Consider the following 14286-nt stretch of genomic DNA (forward strand, 5'->3'; position numbering starts at 1 on the left):
TCTAAAATGGGGAGGGTAGTCAATATGAATAGAGTTATTTTATTCGCATTATCCATGTTACTTATCTTACTGCCTGCATGTGGAAAGCGAGTGAATGAAACCAATCATACTGCTGACTACGAATCCACTATGATGTCGGATCAGAACCCTTATTTTTTGAACAGGAAATGAAATATGTTGATCTTGTCATTAGAGGAACGATTATAGATCTACAAGAAACTCGCAAACGAGATTCGGGGATAAAGAATACGAAAGTGAATACAGACTATGATGTTACTCCCGCAACAGTTAAAGTAAGTGAAGTGTTGTATGGCGAGCCCCTAACCTCAGATAGGATCACATTATTGCAACATGGTTCAAACTCTGGCGTTGAATCAAAAGATTTCGTACGGCAAGGTGAGGATGTCATTCTACTTTTAATGAAAGCTCCGGACGGTGTATATTGGTCTTATAGCTATCAAGATGGCATTTGGCATGTCAAGGACGGTATCGTGACTTCTAAAACAATCAAAGAACTGTTAATACCTTTTAATCATCGTAGTGTGGAGGAGTTTCAAAAAATCATATCGACGGCGGCTAGGAATAGTAAACAAAAAGACCCCGCGAGCAAATTTACTGACATCCTTCAAATTCTTAGTGATCGCAAAATTGTAGAAGCTAGTGTTCCTCTAAGTACAATGGGGATTGAGTATCCAGATTCCATATATGCTTATAAAGCACAAGTTATTAATTCACTTGTTTTATTATCAGAAAGAATAGCGTTAGAATCCATATCTGAGAGCTTGGATAAAGGAAGTAAACGCAGGAGCGCCGCAGAAAACGATGTAGATTCGAATATTACAGAAATTAATGAGTATATGAACAATAATTGGATAGCATCGGGGCTTAACGAACATACAGAACAAACGATGAGCTATGTAATCAATCATTTCAGCATGGATATAACGAATGAAAAGGTTGAAGATATAGACTTATCCGATCCCACAATTGTCAATCCGCTGCAATCTTATGAAGAAAAGGGCGGCATGAATCCCCCCAGTTTGAGTGAAGCCGTTATCTATTTCGTTGCATTGTCTAACAAAGAATTTAAAACCATCTACCAAACTTACTTTCATGATGGGAAGCTAGACTATGTCAAATACTTTAATGAGTTCGCTAACGTATTCAAAGAGTCCCATTCCCCATTATCAGAAGATTGTCAGAAAATAGCTGAAGTGCTCATACAATCACAAAAGAAATGAATAGTGTCGAAACGATAAAAGCGGGGAAGGAACAAGTGTCACTCACGCCGCTTTTATCGTTCCAACTATTAACCTAGTGCAGGTGTTACGATGTCACGCTTGAATTCTTCGATCGCAATGTCCGTGTCAACGGTATAGCCGCACTCGAGACCGACAAAACCGTCGAATCCGGTTCTATGAATAGCATTAATGATGTGCACATAGTTGAGCTCGCCAGTACCTGGCTGCTTGCGGCCGGGGTTGTCAGCGATATGGAAGTGGTTGATCCGATCGATGTAATTCACAGCATTACGAGTGACGTTACCTTCCGTAATCTGCTGGTGGTACACATCGAATACGAGCTTCACATTCGGGCTGCCGACTTGGTCAACGATGTAGACGGACTCGTCAGAACGCTGCGAAAAATGTCCGGCATGGTCAACTAAACCGTTCAGCGGTTCTATCTCGAGAACGACGCCTGCTTCTTCAAGCAGCGGTGCACAGTGCTTCAGCGTCTCGATCATGTTCGCACGTTGAATGTAACGCGGGATGCCGTCGAGAACGTTTCCCGTTTGGGAAATCATCGAACGAATGTTAAGGATTTTACAAGCTTCGATCGATTGACGTACGCCTTCGATATAAGCTCCGCGAAGCGATTCATTCACGAGGCTGATAAACTTCGTGCAGGTTGCGTTGATGCCAACGCCGATGCGCTCCTGCTCCTTCGCCGTACGGCGAATGTCGGGCAGATCCCACCAAGCATAATACTCAAGGCCTTGAAGGCCGTGTTCTTTGATTTTCTCCAGATGATAGATTTCGTCTTTACCGGAGTAAGCGCCGATACAGAGTGAAAATTTCATTGTAGCTGACCGCCTTTGCTAAAATTATAAAGTGACTGGCTTGCCCGATAGAGCAGATTCGTTCGCAGCAATCGTCACAGCGTGTGTGAGAAGCGCATCATCGTAATTCGAAAGGATTTTAGAACTGTCGCCAGTACGCAGCGCATAAATGAAAGCTTCGTCTTCGGTGTTGTAAGGGTTCGTGCTGCCGCTGTACGTGTTGATGCCTTCTGGAGTGATCTCGCGAAGCGTTCCGCCTCTGATTTCGAGCACGCCGCGGTTCGTATACAAGTCGAGTCCGACATGGGAGCCGACAGGAATTGCACATGTGTTGGAAATCGTTGCAATGGTACCGTTCGCAAGCTTCATCGTTACGGAACCTACATCTGGAACGTCAGTGCCTGGAACTTGCTTATTCATGATTTGAAGAGCATAGGCCGCATATACTTCTTTGACCTCACCGCACAAATAACGGAGCAAATCAACGATATGTGTCGTTTGCTCTACGAATTGACCACCGGAGCCGTTCATGACTCTCCACCACGGAACCATCGGCATGCCGCCCATCCAGTATCCAAGTGCCATACCTTGCTGAGCGCCTTCGAGAAGCTTTTTCGTCTGAGCAGTTGCTTCTTCATATCTCCAGTGATATCCGACAGATGTGATTAATTTCTTGCCTTTCACCTTCTCAGCGATGAGAGCAGGAACTTCATTGTTAATGCCAAGAGGTTTCTCAACGAGAAATGGAATTTCGCGTTCTACGAGCTTCAGCTCTGCATCTCCATGAGCCATTGGAGGAACACAGACGTATACGCCGTCAAGCTTGCGATCCTCCAGCATGTTGTCAAGGTTAGTAAACGCTTTCGCTCCAGCGAATTCTGAAGCCGCTTTGTCGGCACGCGATGAGTCAACGTCGAAAAATGCAGTCATCTCGACCCCGTCCATCTTCGCGAGGTTCTTCAAATGGTGATTCGCGATTCCTCCGGTACCAATAACACCCAGCTTTACGGACATAGCAAGCTCACTCCCATTCAATATATTAGTATAAAAAAAAGCAAATCTTATAATTATTCTAATTCAATAGATATGCGTTAAAATTTGAGATATTTCATCATTGGTATAAAAAATGAGAGCAGGTTATCGTGTGGGCACCTTAGACTGTTAATATTTACAAAATAGAACATATGTTCTATAATGGAGAAGTGTTCGATTGTAAGAGGTTGTGTAAAGGAGTGATTGCATGAACCGCGTCGTTTTGTTTGATTTGGGTTCTCAAGATCCGGATGGGGCAACAAGGTTTTATTCCAGTGTGTTCGATTGGGGAATAGGGCAGCCCAACTGGGATTACTGGCCTGTAAAGACAGGATCAAGTGAATTACCGGGTATTGATGGCGGTATCACACGAGCTCCTAAGGATATTTCACAGCGAGTGCAAATCACAATTCAAGTGGATTCCATCGAAGAGACGATTTCAAAAGCTTTGGAAAATGGTGCAAAGCTTGATATGGATAAAATGGATTTCGGCGATTTTTATCTTGCCTACTTGTTCGATCCGCAGTTTATTCGGTTTGGACTGATCCAATACAAATAACTACAAAACGCTAAAAAAAAAAACCTGACAGAAAGGACGGTTCAAATGGCTGCAGAGGTTAAAACATCCGAATGGGAGGGCCTGACCCGGCTGGATTTCACGTTTAAGGGCCGCGAGTGCATCCTTATTCAGCCTGAGAAGCGTTCAGACAAGTCCGATGGTGGCAAAATGGTCATGTATATGGAGTATTTCGGCGCCTTTCCCAACACAGCGATCTCTCTTCTCGAGCAAGGCTACCATCTTTCATATATAAAGAACAGCAACCGGTGGGGAACCGATGATGATCAGCACATGCGCCGGGATTTTGTGGATTTCCTGGCTGAGGCATATGGTTTGTCCCGGAGGTTCGTGACAATCGGGATGAGCGCGGGCGGTGTGACCTCGGTAAATTTCGCCCACCTGTACCCTGACTACGTGTCGGTGCTTTACCTTGACGCGCCGGCCATGAATCTATTGAGCGCTCCGCTCGGCTACAACAAGCCCACTAGAAGTGAGGAGATTGTAAAGGAAGTTCTGGACGCGCTCGGCCTGACCGCTTCGGAGATGCTGAGCTTCCGCGGCCATCCCATGGACAAGATGGGCACGCTTGCCGAGCACAACATTCCAGTGGTGCTGATCTACGGCGACAGCGACACCATCGTCCCCTATGAGGAAAACGGCAAACTACTGGCAGACTTCTACGAAAAACTCGGAAAGAGCGATATCATCACCGTGTTCGGCAAGGAAGGGGGCGGGCACCATCCGCACGGACTGCCGGATCCCCAGCCGATCGTGGATTTTATATTGAAGCACGACAACTGACGCGATCCAATAAAGTCCCTCATTGAGCTACGGGATAAGTTTCATTATGAACTCAGGAGATGTGAGATATGAAGATCGCTGGAGAACTGGTCACAGGGACACTCGATTATGATGGTGGTCGGCAGGTTACGGTGTACGTCCCTCCGAATCCACCCCGGGCAGTCGTGTTCGCCGGTGATGGTCAGCTGATCTCGCAGTGGGGCGGATGCCTTGAGGCTGCCGACGTACCGCCAACGATGATCATCGGTGTCCACCGGACGTCAGATGCGGACGAGATGGTGCGCATCATGAGTACTCACCGCCGTTCGACCAGGAACGGTTCAAAGCACACGAGAGGTTCTTCGTCGATGACGTCCGCCGGTGGGTGCGATCGCGCTTCAGCGTCTCGCTGCCCGCCGAACGCACCGCGGTGTGCGGCGTGTCGGCGAGTGGAGAGCTCTCACTCGCCATGGGGCTTCGGCATCCGGAAGATCTACGGTACGGTATTCTCCGCGTCGCCAGGCGGGGGCTATCGACCACCTGCCGTGATGCCAACCCCGCTACCGCGCACCTACCTCGTAGCCGGCACACTTGAGCCGTTCTTCCTCGAGAACGCGATTCGATGGGCGGATGCGCTGCGCGATGCAGGTGCGTACGTTGTGATGAAAGAGCGGGTCGCGTCGCACGACGATGCGATGTGGCGAGATGAGTTCCCGCTGATGGTGTCGTGGGCATTTGGACGATAACCATCCGCCGCCAGGCTCGGCAATCAATATTGAAAACACAAAAAAGCAACCGTAGAAGTGATCGGTTGCTTTTTCATTACTAAGAACTATCAAAGATACGTAGAGGATTATAGGTTCTTGGACGTACTTTGGCAGAGGAGGTAATAAATGAAGAATCAATTAAAAAGTAAAGCAATCGTTATTTTAATAATAATAGCTTGTTGCATTCTCTTACTATTATTTGGATGGTTGTATTATAGGGTGGATACTCCAAATCCAATGGATCCGTGACTATTGACGGAGCATATTATACGTTAGAAAATGGAAATAAGAAGATCATTTCCTTTACAGAACCGATAATAATCCTTTATTGATAGGGGACAAGCATGACGGAACATGAAAATTTCGTTCATTACTCGCTCGTAGAGCGCGCTCGGACAGGGGATAAGGAAGCATTCTCGGAACTTGTACGCCGGCATAGAAGCAAGATGATGGGCTGGGCCAAACAAGTGGTGAACAATCAGACTAACGCAGAGGACATCGTTCAGGAGGCCCTCCTTTCTGTATTGAAACGCATTGACCGTCTGCAGGATCCAGACAAATTCCTGCCTTGGCTTCGGACAATCGTTCGGAATCAAGCTCTTGCTTCTGTTCGGGGATTGCGGCAGCAACGGGAAATATTGTCGGGAACGGCTCAGCCGGATGACGATCATGTTAATAACACTTGGGATATCAGTAAAGACGATCCGCAGCTGCTGACTATGCAGAAACTGGCAGTGGAGCAAGTAGAGCGGCTGCTATGTACATTAGGCGAACGGGAACGGACCATCGTTCAGATGCAATGGATTGCCGGTATGTCTGTCGGTGAAGTCGCAACAGAGCTCGGTATTAAAAACGGAGCCATCTATACCGCATTGTCACGAGCCCGCTCGAAAATGCTCGATGCCAGATACTCTGATGAGATTCAAAGCTATCTGAGTATGAGAAGAAAGAATAATAGACCTCCAACCATCTTTCTTGATCGCGTTAGGTATTACGGATACGCAGCAGCATACCACACGTTGGCATCTAGTATGCTGATTGCCCTTACTTCGATGGGAAGACATCCTTTTATGCTGTCAGATGTTATGGGTGCGACGGGACTAGCCTTCCGATTCCAGGTTTCGTCAGACCTCGGGCTCAGCGGACCCTACGGATTCGATTGGGCGCCTGCCGCCATTTTAGGTTTCCAACGTTTAGGGTACAAGATGAACGCCTTTGGTGGAGCAGGGCGTTTTCTGGAGCGGACCGATGATCTTCTGTCATCCTTTGATGCAATTTTTGAAAGTCTGGAAAAAGGGATCTCGCCGATCGGATGGAACTTATCCAGCCCGGAATTCGGGTTGATCACCGGATTTAACGATTCGGCAAGTAGTTGGAGCGTGATGGATACCTCGTCCAGCAGTAGAAAAATCCCTTATACCAAGCTCGGCCGAGCATATGACGACTCGGAATGGTTCTTTGCCGTTCCGCTCAGCCGTCATCAACCAGAAGATAGTGTTGCTTTGCTTAGCTCGGTATTGCGAGAAGGCGCTCGTCATATCCAGGGTGAAGCTTCGACTCATATGACGGACCTGTACCTTTGCGGGAAGGAAGCCTATAGATTCTTGATAGAAACGATGAAAAGCCGGCAGACAAACAGTCCGCTGAACATCGCCTATCAGTCTGCGGTTGTGTCGGAGGCGCGTGCGCATGCCATTCGCTTCTTAAATACTCATGCTACCGCATTGAAAAGCCGAAATTCTTCGGTGCTTCCCGCCTTAACGCATGCCAGCAGGCTATATGAACGGATTTGGGAATCATGGTCCCAGATCTCCAAGATGTTCCCTCTTCCTTACGGCGGCGGCAATACCACGGCCCCCGGGCCTGCGGAACGTACAGTCCGCCTGTTGGAACAAGCTTTGGCCGCCGAGCTGGAAGCGGCTGATGCTCTAATCGAGGCGTCTGATCGTCTAGATTGCCATATCTAAAAAAGTTTCTGTTAAGGATGTAAGATATTTCACACATCTTGCATCTATCTAGGCAGAGGCTAAACAGCGCCTCTAATCCGACCCCAGGGGGGTATATCGATGAAGGAAACAATCAGTACGCAGCATACCGTTCATCCGGTAGCGAACACAATCGGCGGTGTTTTTATGCATGTCAGCAACATGGAGAAGTCCGTCAATTGGTATCATCAGTTGTTCGGGATGCCGGAACGGTCAAGTACGACTGACAAAGTGCATGCCATCCAAATGGATGGCGGATCTGATTTTGTACTCGATCAGCATGGGTTTGATCGTGGACTGAGCAGAGAAGACCGGCCCATTCTGATGTTCAATTCGCCGGACGTACATGCAACCTATCGTTTTATCAAGAAGCAAGGAATCCCAATTGAGTGGGAAATTGAAGAATACCCCGGAATGGCATTTTTTACAATTCGCGATCCGGACAAAAACTTATTGATGGTTTGTGGCAACCCTGGCAGCAAGGAAGAGAATGGCGAAGTGGAGTCTCAGACGCAACTTCAAACACGCTACGACGGTGGCGGTACTTGGCTTTACCCGAGTTCTTCGTCGTATCATTGCGTAGAAACGAAGGATGGTCTCGAACTGACAGGTCGTGCATACTCGGAGAATGCAATGTCGACACCGATGCGAATCGAAACGACAGTACGGATCGAAAGCGGGTGTCTCCGATTGGAATACGGCACTCATGGTCAGCTTACTTTTAATTATGGCCCATCAGCCAATCATGGTTCCGGAGAAGAGTTCTATGTTACTCATCCGAAGGTGCACAAGCAATTCGGTTACTTAACTAAAGGCGCTATTCCTACTGGAGAATGGTTGCGCGTGGAATGGACGATGTATGAGCGCCGCATGGAAGTGAAGGTGAACGGAGAACTGTTTCATACGCAGGAGGGCTACTTCGGTGAAATTTCGGGTAAAGCCGGCATAGGGAGTGACAACGGGCTGGTTACGGTAAAATCATTCTCCATGGAACCGCTCTCGGAACAAGATAAACTTCCAAGGCTTCCCGTATTTCTTCGAGGGGTTCAGGTGGACACGCTAATACCGGACCAGTCCTGCTACCCGTGCTTAAAAAGCGACGGATTATGGCTTACGCAGAACGAACAGTGGGGCAATGCTTGGACGACCGCTGAATTCACTGCTCCATTTACATTTGAGACAGTTTTGCGCAGCGATATGAATACGTTTATTTTGTACGGCGGATTATCGGCGCAAGTTAAGTTCCATTCGAATGGAGATTTAAGCTTCCGTAACCCTCAGACAAAACAAGAAATCTGGCTTGAAAAGGCAGGGACGCTGCCAGATGGTTTCTCCACGGTGCAATGGGGCATGGATGCAAATCGTACATGGGTTAACGTGAATGGCGATCCCCGATTCGAGTGTGAGGGTGACTTCTCTTCATCCCGCTTCCGTTTAGGAATCGGCGCCGATCTTGGAAGCGCAGTGACGGTGAAATCGGCCCAGATTAGTTGAATATTCATGATTGCTTTTGGCGATAAAAAGGATGGAATACACCATCCTTTTTTGTTTGGATCAAACGACTTATCAGTCAAAGTAAATGTCATTCGAGTGACGAAAAAAGTCTAGATACTAGAACATTTGTTCTGTTATAATGGAATCACCACTTCATAAAGGGTGATCATTATGGACAACGCTCATTTGGAATCAATTGAACAACAGGCACACCAAGTCAGCCTCAACTTCCGAAATCGATATCGACGACAAAAACCAAACTTAGAGCAGTCAGATCGAGATAAAATTGTGGACGTGCTGGTGGAGTCATTAGGATTGCGTTGCACAGTACGTCTGCGCCTGTATCATGAGTTTGAAGATTGTGGCGTTATTGGCGTGATTGATAAAATCAATCCCTATACAAGGCAGTTCTTAGTCGATGGAGAATGGTTTAATATCGAGGACGTTATTAAAGCGAATTCCGAAAAACAGATCTAAATTCGAAATCGAAGGAGAAGCAAACATGAGAAAACTCGTATTGTTCATGCATGTGTCGCTGGATGGGTATGCGTCCGATTCGAACGGAGGACTAGGTTGGATTCCGTATAACGAAGAATTAGAGAAATACGCCGAGGAGGTTGTAGCCGAAGTCGGCTCTCCCGTATACGGACGGACGACCTATCGAATGATGGAGAGTTATTGGCCCACGGTACTAGACGATCCGAATGCGTCGACGCACGGTATTGAGCATGCCAAATGGATACAGGATGTGAAAAAGGTCGTCATTTCCAGCTCGATGGACACTGTCGAATGGAACAATACGATGCTGATCAAGGACAATATCGCTGAGCAAATCAATGCGCTCAAGGAGCAGCCTGGTAAAAATCTCGTTATCTTCGGCAGCCCGGGGGCGGCGAAGACGTTGCTTGAGCTCGGATTGATCGACGAATTCCTGCTGACGATTTGTCCGGTCATCTTGGGCGGCGGCAAATCGGCATTCCACGGCGGCGGTGAGAAACTCAAGCTCAAGCTGCTGTCCAGCCGAACGTTCAATTCGGGCATTATCGCGGCACGCTATGAGTTGGAGAAATAGCCGTGCCGGACAAGCTGTTCCACTAACAAGAAAAGTTCGTTCCACACACAAGGCTGCCGTCTCAAACCGGCACCCTTATGTTTTTATTTGAAAATACATTCATAATCCGCATGAGCAGTTTAATATCGGCTTGCGCGCTGCGTTCGTCTCGTCTAGCCGGCGCACGACTGTGCCGTAAGGGGCGCCTATGATGAGTTCGGGAGTCGTACGCGCTTCTTCGGCGATCTGTATCATCGTATCGATGAAGTGGTCGAGCGTTTCTTTGCTTTCGGTTTCGGTTGGCTCGATCATTAAAGCTTCCTCGACGTTGAGCGGAAAATAAATCGTCGGCGGATGGTAGCCGAAATCGAGCAGCCGCTTAGCGATATCGAGCGTCCGGACGCCGTAGACCTTCAAGCCGCGCCCGGACATGACAAATTCATGCTTGCAGACGCCGGGATAAGGAATCTCGTAATGGGATGAGAGGCGGTGCATCATGTAATTGGCATTCAGCACGGCGCATTCGGACACCTGGCGCAGCCCTTCCGGTCCATAAGTGCGGATGTACGTGTAAGCCCGAACTAATATGCCGAAGTTGCCATAAAACGCTTTGACCCGACCGATCGATTCAGGACGGTCATAGTCAAAATAATAGGTCCCGTCGCTATGAATGCCTACGATCGGCTTCGGCAGATATGGAACCAGCATGCTTTTGACACCGACAGGTCCCGCTCCTGGTCCGCCTCCGCCATGCGGGGTGCTCATCGTCTTGTGCAGGTTCAAGTGAACGACGTCAAAGCCCATATCGCCGGGGCGGGTAATGCCCATAATGGCGTTGGAATTGGCGCCGTCGTAATAAAGCAGCCCCCCGGCCTCGTGGACAATTTGCGCGATCTCAAGAATGTGCTCCTCAAATAGGCCAAGCGTGCTCGGATTCGTTAGCATGAGCGCGGCAGTATCGCTGCCGACTGCCGCGCGCAAGGCATCCAGATCGACCATGCCGCGCGCATCCGATTGAATCGTTATCGTCTCGAACCCAGCGGTCGTCGCGCTTGCCGGGTTCGTGCCATGCGAGGAGTCGGGAACGATCACCTTCGACCGCTTTTCGCCCCTGCTCTCATGATAGGCACGGATCATCATGAGTCCGGTCCACTCTCCATGCGCGCCGGCAGCGGGCTGAAGCGATACCTGATCCATGCCAGTCAGCACGGCCAAATCGTTCTGCAGCGTATAAAGAAGCTCAAGTGCCCCTTGAATGCTAGTTGCCGGCTGATAGGGATGGATGTGGGCAAATCCGCTGAGCCGAGCAGTATCCTCATTAATCTTCGGATTGTATTTCATCGTACACGAGCCGAGCGGGTAGAAGCCGTTGTCGATGCCGAAGTTCCGCCTTGAAAGCTCTGTGTAATGGCGAATGACGTCGACCTCATAAACCTCTGGAAGCTGAGCGGGCACTTGCCGGAGCATCGTTGCTGGAATGGAGGTGGCAGCCTCTACTTCAGGAACGTCGCACGCCGGCAGCGAGTAGGCGATACGGCCCGGTTTGCTTAGTTCAAAAATGAGCGTCTTTTCCGCCTTGTTCATGCCAATTCCCCCAATCTGCTCGCAAATTGATCGATTTCTTCGCGCGTTCGTTTCTCCGTCACTGCAACCAGCATATGCCCTTTAAGCTCCGGATAAGCCAGACCGAGGTCATAGCCGCCGAGGATGCCGAACTTCAGAAGCTGTCGGTTGATCTCGCTCACAGATGGTCCATCTTCCGGCAGCCGGATGACGAATTCATTAAAGAAAGGAGCGGCAAAAGGAAGCTTGATCCCGTGTTGGTCGGCAAGCTGGCAGTTGGCGTAATGCGCCTTCCGGAGATTCAGATTCGCCACATCAATAAGGCCTTGCTTGCCTAAAGTAGACAGGTAAATCGAAGCGCATAGAGCGAGCAGCGCCTGATTCGAGCATATGTTGGAGGTTGCCTTCTCGCGGCGAATATGCTGCTCGCGCGCTTGCAACGTCAGCACGAAGCCGCGCTTGCCATCGATATCCTTCGTCTGGCCGACGATTCGGCCTGGCATCCGGCGCATCAGCGGTTCAGCGACAGCGAAGAAGCCGCAGGTCGGTCCGCCGAGCGATTGCGGTATGCCGAGCGGTTGCGCATCGCCGACGACGATGTCGGCACCGAGCTTGCCCGGCGCTTCGAGAAGTCCGAGCGAAATCGGATTGGCGCTGACGATGAATAGCCCTTTGACGCCATGGATGACCGGCTCGATCGCGGCAAGGTCCTCCAGGCAGCCAAAGAAGTTAGGGGATTGAACAAGCACCGCAGCCGTATTGACGGTAACCGCTGCTTGCAGTGCCGCCAGATCGGTGACGCCGCTTGCGGAATAGCCAACCTCAACGATATCGAGGCCAAGTCCCCGCGCCATCGTTCGAACTGTTTCTCGAGCTTCCGGGTGAACCGTTCGGGAGACGACAAGCTCGCGCCGTTTGGTCGCACCGGCTGCCAATGCGCCTGCTTCCGACAGCGCCGTCACGCCGTCGTACATGCTTGCATTTGCAACGGCCATGCCCGTCAATTCACAAATATAGGATTGAAATTCGAAAATAGCTTGCAGCTCGCCTTGGCTTATTTCCGGCTGGTAAGGTGTATAGGCGGTATAAAATTCGGAGCGAGAGATCATATGGTTGATGATTACCGGGATATGATGATCATAAATGCCGGCACCGAGGAAGCTGGTGCAGCTCCCAGTATCGGTGTTGCGTCCGGCCAGCTCTTTCATATGGGTAAGCAGTGAAATTTCATCCAGTGCAGGCGACATCGGCAGGACGCCGCGGTAACGGATCGCATTTGGAATATCGCGGAAGAGATCATCGGCCTTGGCAACGCCGATCGCGGCCAGCATTTCGGCTTTATCCTGTTCGGTCATCGGGATGTATCGGTGCGGTCTCGTCATTACGCACTCTCCTTAAATCGAGTATTTAATGGCGTTAATCTTGATCATCGTTTATAGAAAGGGGTTTTGACGACCGCGGCCTTGAGCAGCTTGCCGCGAATCTCGACCCAAACTTCCGTTCCAATCCCGGAGTAGCCAGACTCGATTAGCACAAGACCGAGGTTCCGTTTCAGCGTAGGGGATTGGGTGCCTGACGTGACCTCGCCGATTGGTGTGCCATCGGCCGTGCAGACGGGATAATGGCTGCGGGGGATGCCGCGGTCGATCATCTCGATGCCGACCAGCTTGCGGGGCACGCCGTCCGACTTTTGCCTAACCAACGCGTCGCGGCCGATGAAGTTGCCTTTATCAAGCTTCACAAAAGGACTTAGACCTGCTTCGAGCGGCGAAATCCGAGCGGACAGCTCCTGACCGTATAGCGGCAGTCGGGCTTCAAACCGGAGCGTATCTCGCGCGCCAAGACCGGCGGGCTGGAGTCCGAATGCTGCTCCCGCAGCAAACAGCGACTGCCACACATGCTGCGCCTGATTGGCAGACACATAGATTTCAAAGCCGTCTTCGCCGGTATATCCGGTACGGGAAACGAGAGATTGGACTCCGCCGACCGAAACCGCGGACGCGAAGCGGAACGGAGCAAGCTTATCGCAATCGTATTGCTCCGAGATCAAAGCCATAATTGCGGCTGCTGACGGCCCTTGCAGCGCAAGCAAGGCAAGCTCGCTCGATTTATTGTCGAGTATAACGTCGCCTATCAGATGCTCGCGCATCCAATCGAAATCACTGTCGATATTGGCGGCATTGACGACAACCATGAAATGATCTGCCGTTATCCGGTACACGAGCAGGTCATCGACGACGCCTCCGTCCGGGTAGCACATCATCGTATACTGCGCCTGACCGTCAACCAGCTTCGAAACATCGTTCGTGGTTATATGCTGGAGAAAGGCTTCGGCGAAGCGGCCAGTGACAAAAAATTCACCCATATGCGATACATCGAAGAGTCCAGCTTGCTGACGCACCGCATCATGTTCTTTTTGAATGCCGGAGAATTGAACAGGGAGCTCCCAACCGCCGAAATCGATGCACCGCGCACCGGAATAATCGGCATAGAGCGGATAAAGCGGCGTTCTCTTCAGGTCGATTGCCATTTCGTTGCCCTCCTAGACGAGAATGCAAGACTAAGCCCTATACGCCTTGAATTTAAAAAAGACAGCAGCAAAAAGCTTTACGAACGCACAGCTTGGCTGCGCTTGCCCGTACTCGCTCTTTGCTCTGTCCTTTGTACCTGAGAGTTGCCCCGAACGAAGAAGGCGCATACGTTCAGGTTTCCCCGTGGGTGACGCCGAGGCAGCGGTAACCGTCCTCGCACGTGCTCTCCAGAGATGCGTCCGGTAAAGGTCCTTTTGCCTGAGAGATTCACTTCCTGCGAAGCTTACCCCTTCGGCGCCGCCGCTATAAGTCCAATGGCGGTCTCTCCCGTTACCATCATCCGCTTATTCGGTTTTCTTATATGGTATGGCTAGAGTGCCTACCATCTTACATTAAGATATACACGCCCAAGGAAGAAGATGTTAATGAAAAAAGTCGATTTACAGGTACATTTGTCAGGTATAT

13 protein-coding genes and 2 riboswitches are annotated in these 14286 nt (G+C 50.0%); of the genes, 8 read left to right on the forward strand and 5 right to left on the reverse strand.

Annotated features, from left to right (window positions below; all coding sequences use genetic code 11):
• Positions 1–254: 254 nt before the first annotated feature.
• Positions 255–1241 carry a hypothetical protein gene (locus AC0LWF_RS13650; protein WP_474652072.1) on the forward strand — a complete coding sequence of 329 codons (987 nt, stop codon included), beginning with the start codon at positions 255–257 and terminating at the stop codon, positions 1239–1241.
• A gap of 68 nt (positions 1242–1309) precedes the next feature.
• Here AC0LWF_RS13650 and AC0LWF_RS13655 read toward each other — a convergent pair whose 3' ends face one another.
• Together AC0LWF_RS13655 and AC0LWF_RS13660 are read right to left on the reverse strand one after the other, a co-directional pair.
• Positions 1310–2080, reverse strand: coding sequence for a TIM barrel protein (locus tag AC0LWF_RS13655; protein WP_474652073.1), 771 nt, complete (start codon positions 2078–2080; stop codon positions 1310–1312).
• Positions 2081–2104: 24 nt separating this feature from the next.
• On the reverse strand, positions 2105–3073 hold the full coding sequence (locus AC0LWF_RS13660) for a Gfo/Idh/MocA family protein (protein WP_474652074.1): 969 nt from the start codon (positions 3071–3073) through the stop codon (positions 2105–2107).
• 226 nt (positions 3074–3299) lie between these two features.
• On the opposite strand from AC0LWF_RS13660, the gene AC0LWF_RS13665 reads away from it, so the two are divergent.
• The 7 genes from AC0LWF_RS13665 (at position 3300) to AC0LWF_RS13695 (ending at position 9748) form a co-directional block, all read left to right on the forward strand.
• Positions 3300–3650, forward strand: coding sequence for a VOC family protein (locus tag AC0LWF_RS13665; RefSeq protein ID WP_474652075.1), 351 nt, complete (start codon positions 3300–3302; stop codon positions 3648–3650).
• A gap of 45 nt (positions 3651–3695) precedes the next feature.
• Positions 3696–4451, forward strand: a complete 756-nt coding sequence (locus AC0LWF_RS13670; RefSeq protein ID WP_474652076.1) for an alpha/beta fold hydrolase — start codon at positions 3696–3698, stop codon at positions 4449–4451.
• 428 nt (positions 4452–4879) lie between these two features.
• Positions 4880–5176 (forward strand): alpha/beta hydrolase, encoded by a 297-nt coding sequence (locus tag AC0LWF_RS13675; RefSeq protein WP_474652077.1) that lies wholly within the window; start codon positions 4880–4882, stop codon positions 5174–5176.
• Positions 5177–5541: 365 nt separating this feature from the next.
• The gene (locus tag AC0LWF_RS13680) at positions 5542–7164 is read left to right on the forward strand and encodes an RNA polymerase sigma factor (protein ID WP_474652078.1); all 1623 of its coding nucleotides are present in this window, start codon (positions 5542–5544) and stop codon (positions 7162–7164) included.
• A gap of 99 nt (positions 7165–7263) precedes the next feature.
• A complete protein-coding gene (locus tag AC0LWF_RS13685; RefSeq protein WP_474652079.1) occupies positions 7264–8676 on the forward strand; it encodes a VOC family protein in 1413 nt (470 codons plus the stop codon).
• Positions 8677–8847: 171 nt separating this feature from the next.
• Complete coding sequence (locus tag AC0LWF_RS13690) at positions 8848–9153, forward strand: YolD-like family protein (protein ID WP_474652080.1); 306 nt, start codon at positions 8848–8850, stop codon at positions 9151–9153.
• A gap of 25 nt (positions 9154–9178) precedes the next feature.
• Positions 9179–9748, forward strand: coding sequence for a dihydrofolate reductase family protein (locus tag AC0LWF_RS13695; protein WP_474652081.1), 570 nt, complete (start codon positions 9179–9181; stop codon positions 9746–9748).
• A gap of 99 nt (positions 9749–9847) precedes the next feature.
• On the opposite strand, the gene gcvPB is transcribed toward AC0LWF_RS13695, so the two are convergent.
• From gcvPB to gcvT, 3 genes are read right to left on the reverse strand one after another with little or no spacing between them, the layout of a single operon-like run.
• The gene (gene gcvPB, locus AC0LWF_RS13700; RefSeq protein ID WP_474652082.1) at positions 9848–11311 is read right to left on the reverse strand and encodes an aminomethyl-transferring glycine dehydrogenase subunit GcvPB; all 1464 of its coding nucleotides are present in this window, start codon (positions 11309–11311) and stop codon (positions 9848–9850) included.
• Entirely contained in the window at positions 11308–12672 is a 1365-nt protein-coding gene (gene gcvPA, locus AC0LWF_RS13705) for an aminomethyl-transferring glycine dehydrogenase subunit GcvPA (protein ID WP_474652083.1), read from the reverse strand. The genes gcvPB and gcvPA overlap by 4 nt, the downstream gene beginning before the upstream one ends.
• A 44-nt stretch (positions 12673–12716) precedes the next feature.
• On the reverse strand, positions 12717–13820 hold the full coding sequence (gene gcvT, locus AC0LWF_RS13710; RefSeq protein WP_474652084.1) for a glycine cleavage system aminomethyltransferase GcvT: 1104 nt from the start codon (positions 13818–13820) through the stop codon (positions 12717–12719).
• Between the two features lie 122 nt (positions 13821–13942).
• Positions 13943–14054, reverse strand: a riboswitch (glycine riboswitch).
• A 3-nt stretch (positions 14055–14057) separates the two neighbouring features.
• Positions 14058–14161, reverse strand: a riboswitch (glycine riboswitch).
• Positions 14162–14286: the final 125 nt, after the last annotated feature.

The sequence above is a fragment of the Paenibacillus sp. sgz302114 genome (genome assembly GCF_056120345.1).